The sequence below is a fragment of the Streptomyces sp. NPDC020597 genome (assembly GCF_044335095.1).
In the GTDB taxonomy this organism is placed as follows: domain Bacteria; phylum Actinomycetota; class Actinomycetes; order Streptomycetales; family Streptomycetaceae; genus Streptomyces.
The window spans coordinates 67,616-89,610 of sequence record NZ_JBIRUL010000004.1; the positions used below are offsets into that span (position 1 = coordinate 67,616).

The following is a 21,995-nucleotide window of genomic DNA, read 5'->3' on the forward strand; positions in this document are numbered from 1 at the left end:
CACGCCCAAGATCCACCGAGATGCCCGCAGAGTCGTCGCGCCGCTGCCAGACTGGACGCGACGGACGGATGCGTCAGGAGTTTCGGCTTCCGGACGGGTGTTCGGCGGGTCGGAGTGCGGAACGCTCACCGGTGGAGGCGGCGCACGGCCGTCCCGCACGCCGGGGCGTGGTCCCGGCGGACCCGGCCCTGCGACGGGCCGGGCGAGAGCGAGGCGGAGTGGCCCATGAACGGTAGAGGTGTCACATCCCGGGGCACGACGCCGCAACGCGCGCCGGAGGACTTCGCGGTCGTCGTCGACGGGCACGGGGCGGTCACGGCGTGGAGCGCGGGGGCCGAGCAGGCCCTGGGATACCGGGCCGCCGAGGTCGTGGGCCGGCCGGCCGCCGACCTGCTCGCCGCCCAGCTGCCCGAGTCGGCGCGGCGCCATGTCGCGGCGGGCCGCCGGACGACCAGTGAGGTGGCGCTGCGGCACCGCGGCGGAGACCGTGTGGTGCTGCGCTTGCAGGCGACGCCGATGGCGGACGCCGGCCCCGGGCCGCTCTGGCTGGTGACGGGCGCCGGGCCGCCGAGCGAGCCGGTGCGAGCCGAGCCGGGCACGGCGGCCCTGTGGGACCTCACCCTCGCGCAGCTGCCCGTGCCGGTGGCGGTCTACGACCGTGCGGCACGACTGGTGTCGGCCAACGCGTCGATGGCCCACGTGATGGGCCTGACCGTCGAGGAGATGCGGGGCCGGACCCTGTGGGAGATCGAGCCCACGAAGCCGTTCGACGAGTACGACCGGCTGCAGCGGCAGGTGCTGCGCACCGGCGAGACGGTGTTCCACGAGGCGCACGGCAGGGCCCCCGGCGAGACCCGGGAGCACGCCTGGTCGATGTTCATCTCACCGCTGAAGGACGAGGCCGGCACGGTGCTCGGGGTCTCGGCGGCCGTCTTCGACACCACCGAACAGCACTGGGCGCGCCGGCGCCTCGCGGTCCTCAACGACGCCGGCGTGCGCATCGGCAGCGCCCTGGACGTGACCCGCACGGTGGAGGAGCTGGCCGACGTCGCCGTCGCCGGATTCGCCGACTTCGTCACGGTGGACCTGCTGGAGTCCGTCGTGCTGGGCGACGAGCCGGAGCCCATGCGGCCGGACCGGCCCGCGGTGGTGCGCCGCGCGGCGCAGCGGTCGGTGCTGGAGGGCTGCCCGGAGTCGGTGGCGGCCCCCGGCGACGCCGTGCGCTACCCGGTCGCGACACCGCCGATGCGTACGCTGATGGCCGGCCGGGGCACCCGGCACACGGCCGGCGAGCCGGGGATACAGGAATGGATCAGATCCTCCCAGGCCCGGGCCGACTCCGTCTCCAAGTACATGATCCACTCCTTGATGCTGGTCCCGTTGCGCGCACGCGGCGTGACCCTCGGCCTGGTGCACTTCCTGCGGCACCGCACGGGGGACGCCTTCAGCGAGGACGACCTGCTGCTCGCCGAGGAGATCGTCGCCCGGGCGGCGGTGAGCGTGGACAACGCCCGCCGCTACGCCCGGGAGCGCCGCACCGCGCTGGCGCTCCAGCGCAGCCTCCTGCCCGTGCGGCCGGAGAAGCTGACGGCGATGGAGGTGGCGTACCGCTATCTGCCCGCCGGTTCCGGCGCCGACGTGGGCGGCGACTGGTTCGACGTCATCCCGCTGTCCGGCGCCCGGGTCGCGCTGGTCGTGGGCGACGTGGTGGGCCACGGCATCCACGCCTCGGCCACGATGGGCCGGCTGCGCACCGCCGTGCGGACCCTCGCGGACGTCGACCTCGCCCCCGACGAGCTGCTCACCCAGCTCGACGACCTCGTCCTCAGGCTCGACCGGGAGGAGGGCCCGGAGGCCCGCGGGCGCGCGCAGGACGCGTCGGGGGAGGTCGGGGCGACCTGCGTCTACGCCGTGTACGACCCGGTGTCCCGGCGCTGCACCATGGCCCGCGCCGGACATCCGCCGCCCGCCCTGGTCACCCCGGACGGCGACGTGCGCTTCCTCGACCTGCCGGCCGGGCCGCCGCTCGGGCTCGGCGGGATGCCGTTCGAGTCCGTCGAGGTGGAGCTGGCCGAGGGCAGTCTGCTCGCCCTCTACACCGACGGCCTGGTCGAGGCCGCGGACCGCGACATCGACGCCGGTCTCGCCCTGCTGCAACGGGCGTTGACCGGCCCGGCCGTACCGCCGGCGCCGCTCGAGGAGACCTGTGACGACGTGCTGCGCACGGTGCTGAGCGGCCGTCCCGGCGACGACATCGTGCTGATGGTGGCGCGCACCGCCGCGCTGGACGCCGAGAAGGTGCGCACGTGGCGGGTCGCGCGGGATCCCGCGGCGGTGGCCCGGGCGCGCAAGCTGGCGGGCGAACAGCTGGCCGCGTGGGGGCTGCCGGAGGCGGCGTTCGCCACCGAACTGATCGTCAGCGAACTCGTCACGAACGCCGTGCGGTACGGCGGCGACCCCATCGTGCTGCGGCTCATCCGCGACGCGTCGCTCATCTGCGAGGTCTCCGACGGCAGCAGCACGGCCCCGCACCTGCGGCGGGCCCGGGTCTTCGACGAGGGCGGGCGCGGGCTGCTGCTCGTCGCCCAGATCGCGGAGCGCTGGGGCACCCGTCAGACGCCCACCGGAAAGACCATCTGGGCGGAGCAGTCCCTGCCGGCCGACCCGGCCTGAGCCGGTCCGACAGGTAGCCCTACGACAGGTGGCCCTACAGGTAGTCCTCCAGGCGGGCGACGGCGAAGCCCTGTTCCTGGATGTGCCGCAGCATGTTCGCCGTCATCTCGGTCATCGTCGTGCCCTTGAGCTCGGACGGTCCGCGGAAGTGGGCCAGGATGATGTCGCCCGGGTGGAGTTTCCTGTCGCCGCGCTGGTACTGCATGTTCGTGATCTGCATCGACTCGCGCCACAGGACGATCGCCTCGAGGCCGCAGGACGCCGCAGCGGCCCGGGTGTCCTCGTTCCAGTTGCCGTAGGGCGGGCGCAGCAGCCTGGGCGTGGTCCCGTACTCCGCCTTGAGCTTGGTCTGCTGGCCGCAGATCTCCTGCTTCTGGGCGCTCGCGCCCAGGGTGCGCAGGTTCGGGTGGGTCAGGGTGTGGTTCTGGACGCCGTCGCCGAGGTGCTGGAGCGGCTTGAAGTAGCCGTAGTCGGCGCGGATGGCGGCGTCCGTCAGGAACATCGTGAAGGGGATCTTCAGTTCCCGCATCATCGTCACGAACTTCGGGTCCTTCTCGGCCCCGTCGTCGAACGTGAGGAAGACGATCTTCTGCTTGGTGGGGATCTCGCTGATCACCGGCACCCCGCCGCCCTCGGCCGCCTTGGGGGACGGCTTGGTCGCGGGCGGCGCGGGCGGCGCGGCGAGCGGTTCGAGCCCCCACTTGCGGTAGGCGGCCGCGGTGGCCGCCCGCGCGTCCGGCTCCGTGCCCGCCCGCGCGCCCGCCTCGCCGGCCCGCTTGGCCGAAGCGGAGGCGTCAGGGGTGGCGGAGGAGGACGAGGATTCCGCGCGGGCCCCGGTCGTACAGCCCGTCGCCAGGCCCGCCGTCAAAAGGAGACAGGCCAGCGCCGCCCCCCTGATCCGCCTGTCCACCGCGCGCCCACCCCATGTCGTCCCGTGCGTTCACCTGTTCGTGTGGTTCGTCCTTCTTGACGACGAACAGATGTCCGAGGTTCCACCGTGACCTCGGATGTCGCGCACCTCACCGGCCGGGGCGGCCCGGCCGGGCGGGGGGCGGGGCGGGAACGGCGCCGGCCGCGTCCGCCCGGCGCCGTCACGGCGCCGGGCGGACGCGGCCTTCGAAGCACGCCGCCTAGAGCGAGACCTGCCGGCCTCCCAGGGTCACGACCAGGCGGCCGTCCGAGGCGAAGGACCAGCCGAGGGCGCCGGAGTACGAGGCGCACCGGCTGCCGTTGGAGCCCGACCAGAACTGGTTGGAGCCATCCGCGTCGCCGACGGTCTTGTCGTTCGAGCCGCTGACCGAGAACCGGCAGGAGGTGTTGCCGCGGAAGACCGACGTCCCGGCGTCCCACGAGTAGTTGCGCTGGGCGTTGTCGACGCTCAGGTTGTTCGACACCGCCATGGAGCCCGGGTTGCTGTTGTAGGTGAACCCGTGCTTGCCGTTGTGGAAGGCGATGCTGCGCCGCACCACGTGGTTCACGGCGATGTCGTCGCCGCCGAGCTTGTAGCCGTTGCGGTCGCCGTTGGAGTTCACGGTCCCGTCGGAGAGGGTGCCGTTGTTGTAGGACAGGGAGTCCTCGACGGTCACCGGGCCGATGGCTCCGGTGTCCGTCTTGGTGTAGAGGTCCCAGCCGTCGTCGATGTTGTTGTGCGAGACGGCGTAGCGGAAGACGTTGCCGGTTCCGGTGGTGAGCTTGGCGGCGAAGCCGTCGGCGTCCTCGCCGTCGGAGTCGGCGTTGTCGTGCGACTCGGCGCTCAGGATCAGGTTGCGGGCCGGCCACTGGGCGGCGGGCGTGGTGGAGGCGATCCGGCCGAGCTGGAGTCCCGTGTCGCGGTTGTAGCGGGTCACCGTGCGCTCGATGACGTTGTCGCTGCCGCCGACGTAGATCCCGTTGTCCCCGGCGTGCTGCACGACGAGACCCTTGACGTGCCAGTACGAGCCGAACAGCTGAAGCCCGCGGTTGGCCGGACTCTCGCTCTGCGCCGAGAAGTCGAGCACCGGCGTCTCACCCGGGTAGGCGGCCAGCGTGGTGCGGGCGGAGGCCGTGCCGTTGCTGGTGGCCGGGACGGTCACCGTCGACGCGTGGGCGTACGTGCCGCCGCGCAGGTAGATGGTTCCGCCGGCGGCGACCCGGCCGATCGCCGAGGCGAGGGTGGTCGGCGCGGTCTGCGTGCCGGCCGCGCCGTCGACGCCGCCCGGGGCCACGTAGAGCGCGGAGCCCGCCGGCGGTGTCGTGGCGTCGGACACGTCGGCGTCGAGACGGTCGACGTTGGGCAGTCCGGCGGACGTGGTGGGGCTGAGCCGGATCGTGTTGGCGCCCGCGGCGAGCGACACGGTGAGCGTCTTGGTGACCCATGTCGACCAGGCGCCGGTGGCCTCGAAGGACGGCGTCTGCACCGTCGTGCCGTTGACGACCAGCGCGGCCGGGCGGGCGGCCGCCGCGCCGTTGGCGAAGCGGACGTTCAGCGTCGCCGTGCCGGCCGTGGCCGCGTTCACGGTGAACTGGGCATATCCACCGGTTGAGTTGGCTCCGTTGCAGAAGCCGCTGCCGGAGTACCCGGTCCAGTCGGAGTCGATGGTGCCGGTGCAGACCGCCGGGGAGGCCTCGGCCTCGTAGCGGGTGGTGGCGGCCTGCGCCGTGGTGCCGGACAACGCGACGAGCACGCCTGCCACCAGGCCGGCGCAGGCGATGACGGGTCTCACAAGCATGTCGTTCTCTCCATCTCCAGGACGGTGCGGGTCGTCTGCCAGAGGTACGGAAAGCGCTTTCCCCCGGAAGCTAGGGGTACTGTCCTGAACGCGTCAATAGACGTGTACATGATTTTCGTTCACATGGATGTACGCACAGGGCGACAGTTGACGCAAATACCCCGAGTGGGGTCCCGGCTCCCCGGCCGCCGGGGACGGGCGCGCGCCGCATGCCGACTTCCCTCAACACATTCGCGCAGGAGCATCACACAGGCTGCACACAGTCCTCCGTACGAGTCGTTAGCGTTGCTGGCCGTTCGACCCCCCGTGCGAACGTGATCAGGTCGCGGCCCCGACGGAGCGACGGCACGTCAAATAGGAAGACCGCAGATGGACTACTGCTCCTCGTGTCGTCGGCATCTCAACGGAGCCCTGGTGTGTCCGGGGTGCGGCGCCTACGCTCCGGACATCGCCCCGATACCGACCCGCGGACACGCCGTCCGGGCCGCAACCGCACGGGCGACGTCCCCGTACGCGGCCCCCGCGCCCGTCACCGTCGCGCCTTTCGCCCCCATGTCCTCCGAGCGCGTCACGGACCGGGCTCTCGACGTCGCCCTCGGTCTCGAGGCCGACTCCGGGATCGACGCGGACGTCGACGCGGACGTGGACCTCACGAGCGAGACGGCCTCCCCGGCCGTGGCGGCGGTGTCCGCGGCGCCCCAGGGCCGGGCGGCACGGCGGCGCCAGCTGGCCCGCTGGAAGAAGAACCAGCGGCGGGCCGTGGTCGTGACGGCCGTGACGCTCGTCAGCGGGCTCGCGGTCGCCGCGCTGGAGCGGCAGAACGGCGACCGGACCCAGGCGGCCTCGGCGCCGGAGACCCCCACCGCCGCCGGCGGGGAGGAACCGACCCTGGAGCACACCGTCCCCACGGTGAGCCGTTCCGACGGCCACCGGAACGCGCCGTCCGCCACCTCCCCGTCACAGCCGGCGGCCACCGGGCACACCCGGCAGCAGGACTCGCCGTCGGGCGACCGTCCGGACTCCGCCGCGGCCGCCGACACCGCTGCGCAGTCGGCACGGACCTCCTCGGGACAGCAGCGGGGACACGGATCGTCCGTCCAAGGCTCGACGGTCGGCGCCCTGACCGGAACGGCCGGGCAGCAGCCCTCCGCCCCGGCCGCGACCGGCGACTCCGGCGCCTCGACGTCGGCCTCGGGCTCCGGCTCGAACCCGGGCTCGGAGCCGGCCTCGGGCTCCGGCTCGAACTCGTCTTCCTCGTCCGGCACTTCGGGTTCGTCGTCGTCCTCGTCGTCGTCATCGGCGTCCGGGACGAGCTCCGGGACGGCGTCCACCTCACCGTCCGACGTCTGCCTGCTGGGCCTGCTCTGCCTCGGCTGACCTGACCCCCTCTGCCTCAGCCGACGTCCGTCAGACCCGTCGCCCGGCCGTGCGCGTCCCAGCGGACCTCCAGAACGCGCACCACGGCGTCCCGGTCGAGCGGTCCGAACACGTGCGGGAACAGGGTGCCGGGGGAGACGCCGGGCGGCGGAGCGGGGTCGGCCGCCTCCCACGCACACCGGGAGGCGAGCCGTTCCTCGTCGAGGACCAGCGCCAACAGGGGCCGGGGGCCGGTCCGGTAGAAGGCGTTGACGACGGCGAGCGTGGTCTCCGCGTCGGGCGAGCAGTGCACGAACCCGTCCTCGGCGAGAGAGGCGGGCGCGTAGGGCCGGTCGGCTCCGGCGTTCCACTCGTCCGAGTGCACGACGTGATAGATCATGAGCTGTTTATACAACGGCCTCCGTACGGCAACCCGTACGGCACTCGAGGGCCGACTCCCGGCTCTATTCGCCTTCCGGGAGTTCCACGATCGCGCCCTTCCCGTCGAGTGTGTGCGTGCTCCAGTAGACGTACCACTTGTCGCCGACCTTCTCCGGCACCTTTCCCTCCGGATAGCGGGCCCAGCCCTCGGCCGGTTCCTCGCCGTCCGGCACGCAGTCCCCGCCGCCGCTGTTCACCGCGAGCACCGGGTAGTGACCGCCTCCGCAGACGGCCTCCTCGAGCTGCAGGGAACAGCCGGTGAGCGTCGAAACGGCCGCGGCCGCCGCGGCCGCCGCGGCCGCTCCGGCCAGCACGAGCCCCCGACCTGATCGAACACGTACTCGAATGTCGGTCTTTCCCACGGTGGACTCCTCTGACGGCCGAAGCCTGGCTGCTGACGCGTCCAGCCTGTCGCCACAGGGGCCCTCGCCTCCTGAGTACGGGTACTCAGCGCGACGCGTACGGGAACCCAGAAAACTGTTCCCGCTCTTCATCCCGACCTGTGCTACCGTGAGAAAAGTGGCAGTTTCGGTTACCAGAGGCTTCAGAGTGCTCTTTCGACCTTCCGTCGACGGGCACTCTTTTTGTTTTTGGGGCTTTTCTGATGCTGCGACACCGGTTCCGCAAGGTGCGGGCACCGGGCATTGCCCCAAAGGAGATACAGCATGGCATCTGGCACCGTGAAGTGGTTCAACTCGGAAAAGGGCTTCGGCTTCATCGAGCAGGAGGGTGGCGGCCCGGACGTCTTCGCCCACTACTCGAACATCGCCACGTCCGGCTTCCGTGAGCTTCAGGAAGGCCAGAAGGTCACCTTCGACGTGACGCAGGGCCAGAAGGGCCCGCAGGCGGAGAACATCCTCCCCGCCTGAACCGTCGTCTGAGTCTGTTTCAAGCGGACGACACGACCGGGGCCCGCACTCCTGAGTGCGGGCCCCGGTTCATGGCGTCCGGAAGTTTTCGAGAAAGGCACCGGATGAACCGCAACAGCTCGGTCCGCTCCCGTACGGACCGGCGCCAGGGCGCGCCCTCCCGTACGGCCAAAGCCGGGCGGAGCGGACGCGGGAGCCGACCCGCCGCGTCCGGCGGTGAGTTCGCGGTGCCGGTGACGCTCACCCCGGCGCTGCCGCCGGTCGAGGCGTTCACCGAACTCGACATGCCCGAGCGGCTGCTGGCCGCTCTCGACGCCGAGGGCGTCACCACGCCGTTCCCGATCCAGGGGGCGACGCTGCCGAACTCGCTGGCCGGCCGGGACGTCCTGGGCCGTGGCCGCACCGGCTCCGGCAAGACCCTCGCCTTCGGCCTCGCCCTGCTCGCCCGCACCGCCGGGCAGCGCGCCGAATCCCGTCAGCCGCTGGCCCTCGTCCTCGTCCCCACCCGGGAACTGGCCCAGCAGGTCACCGACGCCCTCACCCCCTACGCCCGCGCGCTGCGCCTGCGCATCGCCACCGTCGTGGGCGGACTCTCCATCGGCCGGCAGGCCAACGCCCTGCGCAGCGGCGCCGAAGTCGTCGTCGCCACGCCCGGGCGCCTCAAGGACCTCATCGACCGGGACGACTGCCGGCTGGACCAGGTCGCGGTCACCGTCCTCGACGAGGCCGACCAGATGGCCGACATGGGCTTCATGCCGCAGGTGACGCGACTGCTCGACCTGGTCCGCCCCGACGGCCAGCGGCTGCTGTTCTCGGCGACGCTCGACCGCAACGTCGACCGGCTGGTGCGGAACTACCTGCACGACCCCGTCGTCCACTCGGTCGACCCGTCGGCCGGCGCGGTGACCACGATGGACCACCACGTCCTGCACGTCGAAGACGAGGACAAGCACGCCGCAACGACCGAGATCGCCGCCCGCGACGGCCGGACGATCATGTTCCTGGACACCAAGCACGCGGCGGACCGGCTGGCCAAGAAGCTGCTGGCGGTCGGCGTCCGGGCGGCCTCCCTGCACGGCGGCAAGTCCCAGTCGCAGCGCACCCGCACCCTGACCCAGTTCAAGGACGGCCACGTCCGCGTGCTGGTCGCCACCAACGTCGCCGCCCGCGGCATCCACGTCGACAACCTCGACCTCGTCGTCAACGTCGACCCGCCCGGCGACCACAAGGACTACCTGCACCGCGGCGGCCGCACCGCCCGCGCCGGCGAGTCCGGCACCGTCGTCACCCTCGTCCTGCCCCACCAGCGCCGTGAGATGACCCGCCTGATGGCCGACGCCGGCATCACCCCGCAGACCACCCAGGTCCGCTCCGGGGGCGTCGAGCTGAACCGGATCACCGGGGCGCAGTCGCCGTCCGGCGTCCCCGTCGTGCTCACCCCGCCGCCCACCGCCGAAGCCCGGCCCGCCCGCAGGAGCCCGGCCCGCGGAGGCGGCTCCGAGCGCGGTTCCGAGCGCGGCGGCTCCGCCTCCCGCCCCCGCAGGCCCGCACAGGGCCGCCGCCGGTCGCCCGCCAAGGGCAACGGCACGGGCGGCCGCTGAGAGAGCGGGCGGGCGGCCGCTCCCGGCCGCCGGCCGCGCTCATGCCCGGGCGACCGGGAACAGGGCGTGGACCCGCCATCCGTGGCCGGACGGCAGCGGCCCGGTCGTCAGGTCGCCGCCCAGCGCGGTGACCCGTTCCCGCAGGCCGACCAGGCCGAAGCCGCCGCCGTGGGCCTCGGCCGGCAGGGGGGCGCCGCCCTGGCCGTCGTCGACCACGCTGACGTCGAGCCGGCCGCCGTCGAGGTCGAGGCGGACGGTGACGGCGCGGGCGTCGGCGGCGTGCCGCCGCACGTTCGTCAGCGCCTCCTGGACAACGCGGAAGGCGGCGGCCTGCACCTCGTGCGGGAGGTCGTCGCCGACGGCCGGGGAACGGTGGAGGGCGACCAGCTGGCCGGGCCGTCCCGCGAAGTTCTCGACTAGGCCGGCGACGCCGGCCAGGTCGCCGACGGGCCGCCGGTCGGCCTCGGGCGTGTCCCGCAGGACGCCGACGGTGCGCCGCATGGAGGCGAGCGCCTCGGTGGCGGCGCGTTCGATGCCGGCGAGGACCGGGTCGAGCCGCTCGGGACGGTTTGGCGCGGCGCTCGTCATCATGCGCGCCACCTGTGTCTGCACGAGGATCCCGGTGACGTGGTGGGCGACGAAGTCGTGCAGGTCGGCGGCGATGGCGAGGCGCTCCTGGCGGCGGGTGTCGTCGACGGCGACGGCGCGGCGGTAGTCGAGCGAGCGCAGGTAGGCGGCGAGCGACCCGACGAGCAGGACGAACACCAGTCCGATGACGACGTAGGCGAGCCCCACGCCCGCCGTGGACCACAGCGGCCAGAACCGGCGGCACGGCGTGGCGAGGAAGGCGAGCGTGTCCAGCGCCGCGCACGCGACGAGCCGGTTCGGCGGGCAGTGCCGCACCGCGACGAAGAGAAGGCACAGCAGGACGGCGAGCTCGCCCGGCCCGAAGGAGCTCTCGCGGTCCAGGACCACCGTGGCGACCGTGTACAGGGTGGACAGCAGTGCGGGGACGACGGTGCGCAGCTGCGGGGTGAGCCATGCCGGGCGCCGCGAGGCGGGCCACAGCACCGCGACCAGGCCGACGGCGAGGACGACCGCCGGGCCCCACAGCTCACCCTCCGCGTCGGCGATCACCAGGTCGAGTACGCAGGCCGCCAGAAGGGCGCCGACGGCCGCGCCCCGCGCACTGCCCCGTAGCCAGGCTGATCTCATGCCGTTCACGGTAGGCGCAGACGCGGCGGGCGGTATCGGCCGAACGGTCGAGGCGGTGCGGCCGGGGCCGCGGACACCGTCCGCCGCTCGCCGGTGCCGGCCCGTCCGGGACAGGGGGCGGTAACGAGGAAGAGCCCCGTCCCGTGGACACGGGGCGGGGCTCTTCCTGATGGAGCGCCGGGCAGGCCTTGCACCTGCATTTCCCCGCAGGAAGCGGGGCGTCTTTCCTTGGACCACCAACGCAGAGGTCGTTCACCGTTTTTTCTTCCCGGTGACCGGCTCAAGATCAACCTTACCCCATTTCCGGAGCCCTGTTGACCAAGAGCAGCCGCGAAACGGTCAGGCGACGTCTTCCACCTTCAGCTCCGGTCCGACGACCAGGGTGACGACACCCGCCGCGGCCGAACCGTCCGCCGTGGGACGCAGGTTGGGCAGCCGGGACGCGAGGACGGCGGCCTTGCTCTCGAGGCCCGACGGATAGGTGACGGTCGTCCTCGCCACCGTCCCGGGGGCGTTGCCCGTGCCGGTCACGGTGTAGCCGGCCTTCTTCAGCCTCTCCGCGACGGCCGCCGCACGCCCCGGGACGCCGGTGCCGTTCAGCACCTGGACCCGCACGCTGGAGGCGTACACCACGTTCTTCTTCGAGGCGTCCAACTGCGCCTTGGTGACCTCCTTGTCCTTGGCCAGGGAGGTGAACAGGTCGGTGGCCTGCGGGTACTGCCACACGACGTTGGCGCCGTCGCGGGGCTGGTCGGCGACGCGCCCGTAGTTGGGCACGGTGAGGAAGCTCAGCCGGTCGCTCGGGATCCCCTTGAGCTCGTCCGCGAGCCCGTACAGCGGCTTGATGCCGGCCATGTCGGGGTCGGTCGTGAGGGACTTGGTGACCGACTGCAGGAAGCCGTACATCGCGTCGGGGCTGGTGAGCTTGGACTTGGCCTTCTTGGCCAGGGCGTCCATGAACTCCTGCTGCCGCCCGATGCGTCCGATGTCGGAGTTGTCGCCGATGCCGTACCGGGCGCGGACGTAACCGAGCGCCGTCTCGCCCTTGACGGTCTGGCAGCCCGCCTCCATGTCCAGACGGGCCTTCTCGGAGTGGATGGCCTGCTTCGGGCAGACCTCGATGCCCTCCAGCGCGTCGACCATGCCCTTGAAGCCCGAGAAGTCGACGGACATGAAGTGGTCGATGCGCAGACCGGTGTTGGCCTCGACGGTCCTGATGGTGCACGCGGCGGCCTCGGCGACCTTGCCGTTGCTGCCGCCGATGGCGAAAGCCTCGTTGATCTTGAAGTGGTGCGGCGAGGACGACGTGCCGTCGCCCTTCTGGCACCCGGGTATCTCCACCCACGAGTCGCGCGGGAAGGACACCACCGAGGCCCACTTACGGTCGGCCGGTATGTGCAGCACCATCAGCGTGTCGGACTGCATGGTGGTCAGGTCCTTGCCGTACTTGGCGTTGGCGCCCTCACGGCTGTCGGACCCCACGACCATGATGTTCTTCGAGCCGGGGCTGAGGTTCTGCGGACGGTCGCCGCCCAGCTTGTCGTCCACCTCGGCGGAGGTGATGTTGTCGTTGAGGTCGTGCCAGATCCACGCGGCGGTCCCGCCGGCCCCGAGGAGGACGACGGCGCTCACCCCCGCGCCCCAGGCGACGACGCGCCCGCGCCGCGTCAGCCGCGGCCCGCCTGCGCGGCCCGCCTGCCGGCTCCCCCGGCCGGCCGCCCGCACCGGTTCCTGCCCACGCCTTCTCGTTCCGCTCACCGGCGCTCGCCCCTCCGCCTCGGCCGTTCCACCCCGTACACCGTGCCCGGATCACCGACGCCGGTCGCCGACGCCGGAACCCTGCTCCCGTGCAGGAATACGTCCCAGAAGGCACTGTCGCCTCAGAAGACCCCCAACTCCCCCCATCCGGTTGCCTCGTCACGCGACATCACGGCCGGCGAGGAAGCCGTCACACACCGCTTCGCCGTCGTCCGACGCCCGCATACCCGTCCGGGTGGTTCTGGTGGGAGTGGGGGGTGGGGTGGGGGTGGGGGCGTCATTCTGTGCCGGTGTTCCGCTCCCCACGCGCCCGACGCGTCCTGATCACGCTGCTCGCCGTCCTCCTGCTGCTGGCCGGGCCCGCCTGTGTGCCCGTCGGGCGGGGGACGGGGGCGGCGACCGGGGCGTTCGGCGCGTACGTCGGATACGACGACGCCGGCGTGCGGCGGATCGCCGCGCTGGACGAGTGGCTGGGCCTCGCCACGCCCCGGGTGGGGCACGCGTATCTGCCCGGGGACCGGTGGAGCAACATCGAGGGGGCGCCCGGCTACCTGGAGTACTGGGCGCGGTGGACGCGGGCGCGCGCGGGCCGGATGTTCGTGCTCAACGTGCCGATGCTTCAGGGCACCGAGGACCACGTGCCCGACGCGGTCGTACGGGAGGAGCTGCGCCGCGGGGCACGCGGCGACTACGACGGGCACTTCCGGGCGCTGGCCCGGCGGCTCGTCGGGCTCGGACTGCCGGACGCCGTGCTGGTGGTGGGCTGGGAGATGAACGGGACCACCTACACCCATCGGTGCGGGCCCGATCCGCAGGCCTGGAAGCGGTACTGGGTCAGGATCGTGGAGGCCGTGCGATCGGTGCCGGGCGGGCGGCGGTTCCGCTTCGAGTTCACGCCCAGCCGCGGACGGGACGCCGTCCCCTGGACCGCCTGCTATCCGGGCGACGCGCACGTCGACGTCGTCGGCATGGACGCCTACGACCAGCCCGCCGGCATGTCCTTCGCGGAGCAGGTCGCCGAGCCCTACGGCCTGGCCGAGCACGTCCGGTTCGCGCGGGCGCACGGCAAGCCGGTGTCGTATCCCGAGTGGGGGCTGTTCCGCAACGGCGACGACCCGGAGTACATGCGCGGCATGCTCGACTGGTTCGCCACGCACCGGCCGCTGTACCAGACCATCAGCGACTACTGTCCGCACGGCGTGTGGCGGTGCGCCGACAACCCGCGGTCCTCGGCCGTGTACCGCTCCCTGGTGGGCGCGGGAGGGGGCCGTCCGGCTGAACCCGGGGCCTCCGTCCGGCCGGGCGCCGCCCTTGGACGCACCATCGGTCCGATGATCCGGAAATGGGACGAGAACATCATCGGCGCTGCCCGCGGACGCGGGCGCGCCTCAGCGCCGCGACCGGGGCCGCCCTGCTCGCCCTCCTGCTGACGGCGTTCGCCGCCGTGCCCGCCGCAGCGGGGGGCGACGGACAGCGTCACCGGGCCGTCCGGGCCGTCCGCGTCCACGAGCAGGCGCGCGAGCGGGTCGACCGGCTGCGCGAGGCCGGTGCCCTCCCGTCGGCCGTCGAAGAGGCCGAAGAGCGCCGCAAGGCCGTCCGCGACGACCTGTGGGACCTGCTTCGGGCGGGCGCCAGGGAGACGGGCGACCCGGTCGCCGTCGACCCGTCCGGACGCGCGGGCCGCTGTCCGTTCGGGGACCGCAGCCGGGCACCCGAGCAGCGCTCCTCCCCCTGGACGGCCCCGACCCGCCGCTACTGGCTCTCCGCCGGCTACGCCGCGAAGGGCTCCCGCTGGGCCCGCCGCCACACCGGCCAGGACTTCGCGGTGGACTCCGGGACCCCGGTGTACGCCGTCGGATCCGGCGTCGTGCGCTTCACCACCTGCGGGGACGGCTTCGGCAACCAGGTCCTGGTACGGCACGGGGACGGCTACTTCACGCAGTACGCCCATCTCTCCCGCATCGACGTACGCCGGGGCCAGCGCGTCGCGGCCGGCCAGCGCCTCGGCCTGTCCGGCAGGTCCGGCAACGTCACCGGACCGCATCTGCACTTCGAGGTGCGGATCACCCCCTACCTCGGGTCCCAGGTGCCACCCCTGCCGTGGCTGCGCCGCAAGGCCGTGCAGGTGTCCGGAGCGCCGGTGCTCCCCAGGCCCGCAACGGGGCCCGGTGGCCGCCCCGGCGAACGGGCGCCTCAGCCCTGGAGCGGGCGGTAGGAGGCCAGGGCCCAGATGACGAAGACGTCGATGGCGATCTGGATGACCGCCCAGACCGGTGCGTACGGCAGGAACAGGAACTGAAGGATCAGGCTGAGCGAGGCAAGCACGATGCCGCTGATCCGGGCCCACTCCGCCTTCTCCACCCCCATCAGCAGCGCCCACCCGGTCGCCGTGGCCACGATGCCCACGATCAGCAGGACCCAGCCCCAGCCGGTGAGGTTCATCTCGTAGACGTAGCTGCCGACCCGGGAGTAGACGTCGTCCTCGGCGATCGCGGCGATGCCCTGGAAGACGGCGAGGACACCGCTGACGAACATCAGCACGCCGCCGAAGACGACCCCGCCCGCGGCCAGTCGACCGCCGGCCGGGGGCGAGGCCCAGGCCGGCGTGCCGGTGCCCTGGTGGGAGGGGTCCCACACCGGGGACCCGTGCGGCGACGGCTGTGAGTGCGGCTGGTCGCTCATGGGATTACCCCGTCTCTGTCTCGGTCTCCGGTCGCGGTCTCGGCGACCGTCCCTCGACGATCCGTCCGGGCGGGGGCCGCCACCACGGGGGTGCGCCGTTCGGGTGAGCCGGCATGCGGGCGGGACGGTCCGCGCCTTCACTGGAGATTCCGAGGACTCGGGGACACGACCTGGAGGCGTGATGGCAGCGAACCGCAGAAGCCGGAAGAGGGGGCCCCGTCCGGCGGCGGTGCGGGGCGCGGCCCTGCTGACGGGGCTCGCCGCGCTCACCGCGCTCACCGGCTGCTCGGGGGACGACAGCCCGTCCTCCGTGGCCAGCAAGGCGGCCTCCGCCGCGCAGTCGGTGGGCGCTCAGGCCACCGCCGCCGCCTCCTCGCTCGCCTCGCAGGCGTCGGAGGCGTTCGAGTCGGCGACCGCGGAGGTGGGCCGCAAGCTCGACGGGATCGAGAACGGCGTCGACGCCAAGAGCGACGTGAAGCTCGGCACGCCGACCGCCGACGGCGACCGCAGCGCGGTCGAGGTGACCGTCACGAACAGCGCCGACTCGACGAAGTCCTTCGCCGTCGAGGTGGACTTCAAGGACTCCGGCGGCAAACTGCTCGACTCCGTGCTCGTCACCGTCACCGACGTCCCGGCCGGCAAGAGCGCCAAGGCCATCGCCCGCAGCCACCGCGCCCTCTCCGGCGAGGTGAAGGCGGAGGCGGCGCGGGCGGTGCGGTACTGACGCGGTCCGGCCGGGCGTCGGGTGCTCACAGGCGGACGGTCACCGGCCGACCCGCTTCACCGCTCCGCTCCTGCCCGGGCCCCTGCCCAGTCGTGGGCGCCGCGCGGTCCGGCGCCGCCCCGCCGTGACCGCCAGACCCGCTGCCAGCGCCCCGCACGTGAGGGTCAGATACAGCGGCAGGCCCACGAGGACGCCGGCCGCCGCGATCAGCAGCCCGGCCCCGGCGTGCCACCCGAGACGGCGCCGGTCGAGGACCCGCCGACGCCGTACGTGCAGGACGTACGGCCGTCGCGTGGACATGCCCGGGGGTCTCCCGTCCGTGTCCGCGGCCGGGGCGTCGCCGCCGCCTCTCGCTCGTTCGAGGCTCCACAGGACTGCGAGGGATTCTCGGAATTCCCTGGCGTGGGCGTCCGGATACGCCTCCACCAGCGGCTCTCGCAGCGCGACGGCCTCGTTGATGGCGTCGAACGCTTCGCGGTCGCGGTCGAGTTCATGGCACTGGACGGCCAGGTTGTGCAGTCCGGTGGCCAGTTCCACCGTCAGGGCTTCGGCGCCCGCGTCGATCTGCGCCCGGAGGATGCCCACGCACTCCCGGACCGCTTCCAGGCCTTCTTCGCGGTGTCCCGTGTCGGCCAGCTCGATCCCCATGTTCTGCAGACTCTGGGCGAGGTCGGCGAGGTGGGCGTCCGGAAGGGCGGCAGCCAGCGCCCTTCGGATCTCCACGGCCTCACGGATCGCCGCCAGACTCTCCTCGCGCAGCCCGGCGACGCCGAGTTCGACGGACAGGTTGTTCAGGGAGCCGGCGAGGTCGGGCAGATGGGCGTCGGGCGCCAACTGCGCCAGTTCGCGTTTGATCGCCACCGCCTCCCGCACCACGGCCAGGCTCTGGCCGTCGTCCGACCCTTCCTCCGACGCCTCGCCGAGCTGCCCGGAGAGGTTGGTCAGGCTCATCGCCAGCCCGTGCAGGTGGGCGTCGCCCGGCTCCTTCTCGACGAGTCGCCGATGGATGGCGACCGCCTCCCGCACCACTTCGATGGCCTCCTGGCGCCGTCCCAGCCTCCCCAGGTCCAGGGAGAGGTTGTTCAGCGTTCCCCCCAGCGCGGCGCGGCCGGGGTCGTCCACGGCGAGCATCCGCTGGATGTCCACGGCCTGCCGGCTCGCCTCGAGCGCCTCCTCGCGCCGGCCGAGCTGTCTGAGGATGTACGAGCGGTTGCTCAGGACCAGGGCCGTGTGCGGGATGACGCTCCAGGAGTGCTTCGCCCCCTGACCCCGCAGAACGGCCAGACACTCGGTGTTGGCGTCCAGCGCCTCGGCCCACCGTCCGACGTCGCCGTACCGGTAGCAGAGTTCGGCCAGGGCCGCGGCCAGTCGGTCCCTGACCTTGTTCTGGCTCTTGCGGGTTCGTCTGCGCCGCTCCAGCTCGCTTCGGTACATCTCGACCAGCCGCAGGGTGAGCGCCAGCGCGAACGGGGCCAGTTTCTGGCTCTTGGGCGGCAGCTGCTCGGTCAGCTCCGCCAGCCGGGGCGCGGAGAGGCCGGACTCCTCGACGATCCGGATCAGGGCGTCGAGGATCGGCTGCGGTCGTTCGACCTGGGTGACCACCTGAAGGGCCTGTCGCATGAGGGACGCCGGGTGCCGGACGATCAGCGCCCCGAAGCCCTCCCGGAGCACCGCTTCCCGTTTCGGGTGCGCGGCGGCGCGGGCGTACAGGGTCAGCAGATGGCGGATCCGGGCCGGGGAGGCGTCCACGAGCAGGCGTGCCGCGAGCTCGGGGGCCTCGCTCAGCTTCTGTCCGACGAACACCTCGACCAGCCGGTCCGGTTGGAGCATGTCCCAGGGGCCGTTGCCCGCCGCGGGATACACCGAGGCCATCCAGTCCCGCACCTTGGCACGCCGGTCCTGTGGCTGGTCGTGCAGACCGGGGACCAGACGGAGCAGGGCGTCGGCTTCCTCCCGGGCGACGGAACCGGCCAGAAAGGCCGTCGCGAGGGCGTCCGTGAGCGTGGTCATGGTGAGTGCGGGGTACAGACCGGCGGCCCGTGCCGTCGTCGTCCAGTACCTGCGTTCGTGCAGGAGGAACCGGTCCTCCGCTTCCGCCGCCGGCCTCTCGGGGCCGCCCGGGGGTGTCCCGGCCTGCGGTTCGGGGCCGGCCAGATCCAGCAGGTCGGCCAGGGCGGTCAGGTTGAGGGTCAGTGCCACGCCCGGCCCGGCGCCGTCCTCCCGGGGCTCGGAAAGCCGGCCCGCGAGGGCTTCCCAGTCGTGGCGCCGCCAGGCGGGCATCCGGCCGAGTGCGTGCGCGAAGGTCGTCACGGCGGTCCGGTAGAACTCGCCACGGCTGTCGGCGTCCGGGGCCAGTGGTTCCAACCGGGTGACATGGGCACTGCCCAGCATGGCTTCCGCCGTGCGCGACTCGGCCGACAGACCCTCCCACCAGTCGTCGCCGGTGCGGGCCAGCATCAGCAGCTTGACGGTGGCGCCTCGCCCGTGCCGTGTCAGCGCCTGCAGCAGAGCGGCGACCTGGGCGGTACGGGTCTCGGCGTAGTCGATCACGACGAGCAGCGGGCGCGCGGTGGCGGCGAGGGACGGCAGGCCGTCGTCCGGGGCGTCCCGGTCGAGCCACAGGGTGGCCCAGTTCCCGGCCAGTTCGTCGGTGAGCCGGATGGCGAGGCGCGTCTTGCCCTGTCCGCCGGGGCCGTGCACCAGCCAGGCCCCGAATCCGGGCCGCTCGGTCCACGCCCGCATCTGCTCCAGCAGCTTCGTGCGGCCGTGGAAGGGGACGACGGCCTCGCGGGCGGACAGCAGGCCCGCGGGAGAGGACGGCGGGGTGCGTGAGGTGACCGTGTGGGAGGGATCGCACAGGGCCTGCCACTCCACGGGCTCCAGCAGCGTGCGCACCGGAGTGTCCAGATGGGCTTCCAGGGCTTCGCGGAAACCGGCCCGGTGGAACAGCACATACGCCGGCACCGCTTCGAGCCTTGAGTGCCGCCATCCCCCGGAGTCGGAGCACACGACCCCCGTCAGCAGGTCTCCGCAGAAGAGCGCGGCACCCGAGAGCCCACCCCACGGCGACTCCTTGGCGGACCCGCCGCCCGACGGCGGCGACCCGTTCAGGGTGACCAGATGGCGGTTGGCGATCTGGTGGTCCCCCGGGCTCACCGTCCCGGTCGGTTGCAGGGTGTCGACGGCCGGACGGTCCCGCTGTGCGACGTCCGGCACCCCCCAGGCCTGGCACGGCGTTCCCGGGCTGTCCGTCACCAGGCGGCCCCAGCGGACGGGCCCGCCGGGCAGGTCGGGCCAGCAGGGATCGTCGAGTCTGACGAGCGCGGCGTCGTCCTTGCCGTCGGGCTCGCCCCGCCAGACCACCGTGCCGCGGCAGCGCTCCGGCCGTCCCGGCCGGAAGACGGTCACGCCCGCACCGGTCTCCGGCACGACGTGCGCGGAGGTCAGCACCAGGCCGGAGGCGATCACATAGCCCGACCCGTGCGACCGGTCGCCCTGCACTCCCAGGACCCGGCGACGCTCCATGAAGCGCTCCTCACATCAGCCACGAGGCAGGCGGGCGGACGGCCACGCGTCTCAGTCCGCGATGTGGTCCGAGAGGTCACCGGGTCCGTCGTGCCGTTGTCCCGAGCTGTGGATGAGCAGGTCGCCGCCGTCGGCGCGCCGGGGCGAGAGGGAGACCTTCACCCGGTGGACGCGTTGGTGGGACAGGCCCGCCTTGACGTCCGCGGACACCACCCAGGCCCGGAAGCCGGCCTTCGCCTCGGTGTCGGCCCGCAACTCGACGGCGAACTCGAGCTCGACGGAGTCGGCCCGGAAGGAGATCTCCCGCCCCGCGCCCTCGGTCGCCGCCGTCAGAAGCTCGTCCCGGATCGAAGCCACGGCCTTGCTGAGTTCGATGTCCACTCGTGCCCCCTTGCATCCCCTGGGCGACCACCCCCACGGAGTCACTCCATGGCCCCACAGGGTAGGGGGGTTTCGCCGGTCGTGCCCATGAAACGACGGGTTCGCCGTGGCCGGCTCAGGCCATCCAGAAGAAGACGGCCGTCATGCGCTTCTCCTCGAGCGTGGTGCCGGAGTAACCGGTGGCGCTGTGCACGAGGTTGGCGTTGTACAGCAGCAGACGGTTGTGCCGGTGGGGCACCCGTACGTCCTCCTCGAAGGCGTCCGGCGCGACGAACCGGGTGCCGAGGGCTTCCACGAGGTTGTTGTGCGGGGCCTGGACGACGTTGCCGCCGAGCCGCCCGCCCGGCAGGGACTGCCGGTAGAAGCTGGTGCCGCAGTCCTTGGGGACGGCCGGGTTGAGGTACAGCACGGCCGCGTACCGGCACAGCGCCCGTGAGTCGGAGTGCGGGCGCGGAGTGCTCTCCCCCGCGCCGACGACCTGGACGCAGTTGTGGTTGAGGGTGCCGCCGCCGGGGGCCTGCTGCACCCACAGTTTCCGCGCCCCCGTCGCCTTGCGCACCAGCCGCTCCACACGGTCGAGTTCACCGGGTTCGAGACCGGGCATGGTGCGCAGTCCGGGCCAGCTCTCCGAGGTGTAGGGGTGGCCCTTGACCCAGTCGTCCTTGGCGAGACAGCGCGCCCGGATCGCGGTGATGTCGGGCTCGGGGAAGACGTCGTCGATCACCCAGTAGTCCCGGCCCCTGGTGGGTTTGCGGTAGGGGAGGACCGGGAGCGTGGCGGCAGCCCTCGCGGGCTGATGGGGCCGCTGTGGCATGGACATGCAGCGAATCTAGGTCGAGGGATCCTCATGACTCGCCCTCCCGTTCGTCCGGACTCCTCCGTGAAGCGGTCAACCTTTCCCCCGGGCGGTCAACGGTTCGCCAACTGCCCATGGCGCCCCCCGCGTCGGCATTCGCGCGCTTTTGCGCGTTCTCGGCACGTCTTCCGCACGCCTTCCGCACGCCACGCACAGACCGACTCCCGGAATTGTGGCGTCCGTCACAGCCGGCGTGGGCTGCGGGTGCTGAAGTGACCCGATGATCGGTCTCGTGATCCGCGTGCTCCCCTTCTGGGTGCGCGAACCCCTGCTCGTCGTCTTCGGTGTCGTCTTCAGCGGCTTCCTCTTCTATGCGGCCGTCCGGGACGGCGAGTGGCAGATGGCCGCCATCGGCGCGGCCGTCGTCCTGTTCACCGCGATCCGCATGTACACCATCAACCGCGCCCTCCAGGAACGCCGCCAGACGAAGGCCATGGAGGGCGCGAAGCACGTCCAGCACGCCGAGGGCATCTAGGGCATCGCCCCGGAACACACCGTCACCTCGTCGCCCAGCGCTATCCGGCCCGCCCGGCGGACCTGGAAGTAGGCGCCGAAGGCGATGCCGCCCGCCTCCGCCCGGCGGTAGTCCGCCAGCGTGCGCAGGGGTTCCGGGCCGGCGCGGCGGCCGGTGCGCTGGTCGACCATGGTGATGGCGCAGCGGATCGTGTCCTCGGTGAAGGCCAGTTCGGCGCCGGCCACGGCGAGGCGGGCGGCGCGGTCCTCGGTGTGCGGGTCGTCCCAGCCGTCGACGACCAGATTGGGTCGGAAGCGGTTCATGGGGAGAGGGGCTGCTCCCCGGGCGGCGAGGCGGCGGTTCAGGGCGTCCAGGCTGGCGCGCGAGACGACGTGCAGACGGTGGGCGTTGCCCGCCGGCGGCCGGACGAGGGTGCTCGGGACGCCCAGGAACTCCGTGAGCCAGGCGTGCACGTCCGGGCCGGCCGCCCGGACCGGGTCCCGGCCCGGCGCGTGCAGCGTCACCTCGCCGTCGCTCGACTCCGGGGAGATCAGCGCCATCCGGGGGTCTCCCCACTGCCAGCGCAGCTCGCCCTTCTCGTCGGCGATCGCGTACGTGCGGTCGTACGGCAGACCGGTCGGCGTGAGCGCCGCCTCCGTGAGCGTCACCCCCGCGCATCCCTTCACCGGGTAGTACGTGATCTCCGACAGTCGTGCCGTGCTCATCCCCATGCCGCCATGCCCCCCAAGTCC

Annotated in this window: 19 protein-coding genes; 8 read left to right on the top strand and 11 right to left on the bottom strand. The window is 72.7% G+C overall.

Annotated features, from left to right (window positions below; translation table 11 throughout):
- Positions 1–225: 225 nt before the first annotated feature.
- A complete protein-coding gene (locus tag ACH4ZA_RS08915) occupies positions 226–2,673 on the top strand; it encodes a SpoIIE family protein phosphatase (protein WP_398428627.1) in 2,448 nt (815 codons plus the stop codon).
- Between the two features lie 34 nt (positions 2,674–2,707).
- On the opposite strand, the gene ACH4ZA_RS08920 is transcribed toward ACH4ZA_RS08915, so the two are convergent.
- Together ACH4ZA_RS08920 and ACH4ZA_RS08925 are read right to left on the bottom strand one after the other, a co-directional pair.
- Positions 2,708–3,583 (bottom strand): polysaccharide deacetylase family protein, encoded by an 876-nt coding sequence (locus ACH4ZA_RS08920; protein ID WP_319275917.1) that lies wholly within the window; start codon positions 3,581–3,583, stop codon positions 2,708–2,710.
- Positions 3,584–3,803: 220 nt separating this feature from the next.
- On the bottom strand, positions 3,804–5,381 hold the full coding sequence (locus ACH4ZA_RS08925) for a carbohydrate-binding protein (protein ID WP_398428629.1): 1,578 nt from the start codon (positions 5,379–5,381) through the stop codon (positions 3,804–3,806).
- Positions 5,382–5,933: 552 nt separating this feature from the next.
- Here ACH4ZA_RS08925 and ACH4ZA_RS08930 point away from each other — a divergent pair.
- Positions 5,934–6,758 carry a hypothetical protein gene (locus tag ACH4ZA_RS08930; RefSeq protein WP_319275919.1) on the top strand — a complete coding sequence of 275 codons (825 nt, stop codon included), beginning with the start codon at positions 5,934–5,936 and terminating at the stop codon, positions 6,756–6,758.
- 16 nt (positions 6,759–6,774) lie between these two features.
- Here the strand turns inward: ACH4ZA_RS08930 and ACH4ZA_RS08935 are convergent, their stop codons facing one another.
- Positions 6,775–7,137, bottom strand: a complete 363-nt coding sequence (locus ACH4ZA_RS08935; protein ID WP_398428631.1) for a DUF952 domain-containing protein — start codon at positions 7,135–7,137, stop codon at positions 6,775–6,777.
- Positions 7,138–7,201: 64 nt separating this feature from the next.
- The gene (locus ACH4ZA_RS08940) at positions 7,202–7,540 is read right to left on the bottom strand and encodes an SCO0607 family lipoprotein (RefSeq protein ID WP_398428633.1); all 339 of its coding nucleotides are present in this window, start codon (positions 7,538–7,540) and stop codon (positions 7,202–7,204) included.
- A 303-nt stretch (positions 7,541–7,843) separates the two neighbouring features.
- On the opposite strand from ACH4ZA_RS08940, the gene ACH4ZA_RS08945 reads away from it, so the two are divergent.
- Together ACH4ZA_RS08945 and ACH4ZA_RS08950 are read left to right on the top strand one after the other, a co-directional pair.
- Complete coding sequence (locus tag ACH4ZA_RS08945) at positions 7,844–8,047, top strand: cold-shock protein (protein WP_057577999.1); 204 nt, start codon at positions 7,844–7,846, stop codon at positions 8,045–8,047.
- Positions 8,048–8,151: 104 nt separating this feature from the next.
- The gene (locus tag ACH4ZA_RS08950) at positions 8,152–9,648 is read left to right on the top strand and encodes a DEAD/DEAH box helicase (RefSeq protein ID WP_398428635.1); all 1,497 of its coding nucleotides are present in this window, start codon (positions 8,152–8,154) and stop codon (positions 9,646–9,648) included.
- 39 nt (positions 9,649–9,687) lie between these two features.
- On the opposite strand, the gene ACH4ZA_RS08955 is transcribed toward ACH4ZA_RS08950, so the two are convergent.
- On the bottom strand, positions 9,688–10,863 hold the full coding sequence (locus tag ACH4ZA_RS08955) for a sensor histidine kinase (protein WP_398428636.1): 1,176 nt from the start codon (positions 10,861–10,863) through the stop codon (positions 9,688–9,690).
- Between the two features lie 339 nt (positions 10,864–11,202).
- Positions 11,203–12,534: an LCP family protein gene (locus ACH4ZA_RS08960; protein WP_398428886.1), complete on the bottom strand. Its 1,332-nt coding sequence runs from the start codon at positions 12,532–12,534 to the stop codon at positions 11,203–11,205.
- A 377-nt stretch (positions 12,535–12,911) separates the two neighbouring features.
- On the opposite strand from ACH4ZA_RS08960, the gene ACH4ZA_RS08965 reads away from it, so the two are divergent.
- Both ACH4ZA_RS08965 and ACH4ZA_RS08970 read left to right on the top strand, forming a co-directional pair.
- Positions 12,912–14,051 carry a glycoside hydrolase family 26 protein gene (locus tag ACH4ZA_RS08965; protein WP_398428638.1) on the top strand — a complete coding sequence of 380 codons (1,140 nt, stop codon included), beginning with the start codon at positions 12,912–12,914 and terminating at the stop codon, positions 14,049–14,051.
- Positions 13,964–14,836: a M23 family metallopeptidase gene (locus tag ACH4ZA_RS08970; protein ID WP_398428640.1), complete on the top strand. Its 873-nt coding sequence runs from the start codon at positions 13,964–13,966 to the stop codon at positions 14,834–14,836. Before ACH4ZA_RS08965 ends, ACH4ZA_RS08970 begins: the two co-directional genes overlap by 88 nt.
- On the opposite strand, the gene ACH4ZA_RS08975 is transcribed toward ACH4ZA_RS08970, so the two are convergent.
- On the bottom strand, positions 14,815–15,303 hold the full coding sequence (locus ACH4ZA_RS08975; RefSeq protein ID WP_319275925.1) for a hypothetical protein: 489 nt from the start codon (positions 15,301–15,303) through the stop codon (positions 14,815–14,817). The genes ACH4ZA_RS08970 and ACH4ZA_RS08975 overlap by 22 nt on opposite strands.
- 181 nt (positions 15,304–15,484) lie before the next feature.
- Here ACH4ZA_RS08975 and ACH4ZA_RS08980 point away from each other — a divergent pair, with 181 nt between their 5' ends.
- Positions 15,485–16,027, top strand: a complete 543-nt coding sequence (locus ACH4ZA_RS08980) for a hypothetical protein (RefSeq protein ID WP_398428642.1) — start codon at positions 15,485–15,487, stop codon at positions 16,025–16,027.
- Positions 16,028–16,066: 39 nt separating this feature from the next.
- Here ACH4ZA_RS08980 and ACH4ZA_RS08985 read toward each other — a convergent pair whose 3' ends face one another.
- From ACH4ZA_RS08985 to ACH4ZA_RS08995, 3 genes are all read right to left on the bottom strand, one after another.
- A complete protein-coding gene (locus tag ACH4ZA_RS08985; protein ID WP_398428643.1) occupies positions 16,067–19,552 on the bottom strand; it encodes a tetratricopeptide repeat protein in 3,486 nt (1,161 codons plus the stop codon).
- 51 nt (positions 19,553–19,603) lie between these two features.
- Positions 19,604–19,933: a trypco2 family protein gene (locus ACH4ZA_RS08990; RefSeq protein ID WP_319275928.1), complete on the bottom strand. Its 330-nt coding sequence runs from the start codon at positions 19,931–19,933 to the stop codon at positions 19,604–19,606.
- 115 nt (positions 19,934–20,048) lie between these two features.
- On the bottom strand, positions 20,049–20,753 hold the full coding sequence (locus tag ACH4ZA_RS08995) for a DUF6445 family protein (RefSeq protein WP_319275929.1): 705 nt from the start codon (positions 20,751–20,753) through the stop codon (positions 20,049–20,051).
- Positions 20,754–21,009: 256 nt separating this feature from the next.
- On the opposite strand from ACH4ZA_RS08995, the gene ACH4ZA_RS09000 reads away from it, so the two are divergent.
- Positions 21,010–21,264 carry a hypothetical protein gene (locus ACH4ZA_RS09000; protein WP_319275930.1) on the top strand — a complete coding sequence of 85 codons (255 nt, stop codon included), beginning with the start codon at positions 21,010–21,012 and terminating at the stop codon, positions 21,262–21,264.
- Here the strand turns inward: ACH4ZA_RS09000 and ACH4ZA_RS09005 are convergent.
- Positions 21,261–21,968: an MOSC domain-containing protein gene (locus ACH4ZA_RS09005; protein WP_398428645.1), complete on the bottom strand. Its 708-nt coding sequence runs from the start codon at positions 21,966–21,968 to the stop codon at positions 21,261–21,263. The genes ACH4ZA_RS09000 and ACH4ZA_RS09005 overlap by 4 nt on opposite strands.
- Positions 21,969–21,995: the final 27 nt, after the last annotated feature.

Coding starts and splice junctions, on each gene's coding strand:
- ACH4ZA_RS08915 (WP_398428627.1), top strand. CDS start 226: ATGAACGGTAGAGGTGTCACATCCCGGGGCACGACGCCGCAACGCGCG.
- ACH4ZA_RS08925 (WP_398428629.1), bottom strand. CDS start 5,381: ATGCTTGTGAGACCCGTCATCGCCTGCGCCGGCCTGGTGGCAGGCGTG.
- ACH4ZA_RS08930 (WP_319275919.1), top strand. CDS start 5,934: ATGTCCTCCGAGCGCGTCACGGACCGGGCTCTCGACGTCGCCCTCGGT.
- ACH4ZA_RS08935 (WP_398428631.1), bottom strand. CDS start 7,137: ATGATCTATCACGTCGTGCACTCGGACGAGTGGAACGCCGGAGCCGAC.
- ACH4ZA_RS08945 (WP_057577999.1), top strand. CDS start 7,844: ATGGCATCTGGCACCGTGAAGTGGTTCAACTCGGAAAAGGGCTTCGGC.
- ACH4ZA_RS08950 (WP_398428635.1), top strand. CDS start 8,152: ATGAACCGCAACAGCTCGGTCCGCTCCCGTACGGACCGGCGCCAGGGC.
- ACH4ZA_RS08955 (WP_398428636.1), bottom strand. CDS start 10,863: ATGAGATCAGCCTGGCTACGGGGCAGTGCGCGGGGCGCGGCCGTCGGC.
- ACH4ZA_RS08970 (WP_398428640.1), top strand. CDS start 13,964: ATGGGACGAGAACATCATCGGCGCTGCCCGCGGACGCGGGCGCGCCTC.
- ACH4ZA_RS08975 (WP_319275925.1), bottom strand. CDS start 15,303: ATGAGCGACCAGCCGCACTCACAGCCGTCGCCGCACGGGTCCCCGGTG.
- ACH4ZA_RS08980 (WP_398428642.1), top strand. CDS start 15,485: ATGGCAGCGAACCGCAGAAGCCGGAAGAGGGGGCCCCGTCCGGCGGCG.
- ACH4ZA_RS08985 (WP_398428643.1), bottom strand. CDS start 19,552: ATGGAGCGTCGCCGGGTCCTGGGAGTGCAGGGCGACCGGTCGCACGGG.
- ACH4ZA_RS08995 (WP_319275929.1), bottom strand. CDS start 20,753: ATGTCCATGCCACAGCGGCCCCATCAGCCCGCGAGGGCTGCCGCCACG.
- ACH4ZA_RS09000 (WP_319275930.1), top strand. CDS start 21,010: ATGATCGGTCTCGTGATCCGCGTGCTCCCCTTCTGGGTGCGCGAACCC.
- ACH4ZA_RS09005 (WP_398428645.1), bottom strand. CDS start 21,968: ATGAGCACGGCACGACTGTCGGAGATCACGTACTACCCGGTGAAGGGA.